A 222-nucleotide genomic window follows, 5' to 3' on the forward strand; every position below is an offset into this window, starting at 1 on the left:
ACGGACCGTGGACCACCCAGCAGATCCGCAACCTCCTCATGGACCTCGGCGACCGGATGGCCGACTTCCAGTTTCTGGTTCGTGACCGCGCCGGCCAGTTCACCGCCTCCTTCGACGCGGTCCTCGCGGATGCCGGTATCGACGCGGTCGAGATCCCACCCCGGACTCTGCGGGTGAACGCCTACGCGGAACGGTTCGTCCGCACGGTCCGAACGGAAGTCA

1 pseudogene is annotated in these 222 nt (G+C 66.7%); it reads left to right on the forward strand.

Annotated elements, in window-relative coordinates:
• Positions 1-222: pseudogene (locus FMEAI12_RS34730) on the forward strand (transposase); the annotation flags it as partial.

Origin of the sequence: Parafrankia sp. Ea1.12, assembly GCF_900465275.1 — a bacterium.
GTDB lineage: Bacteria > Actinomycetota > Actinomycetes > Frankiales > Frankiaceae > Parafrankia > Parafrankia soli.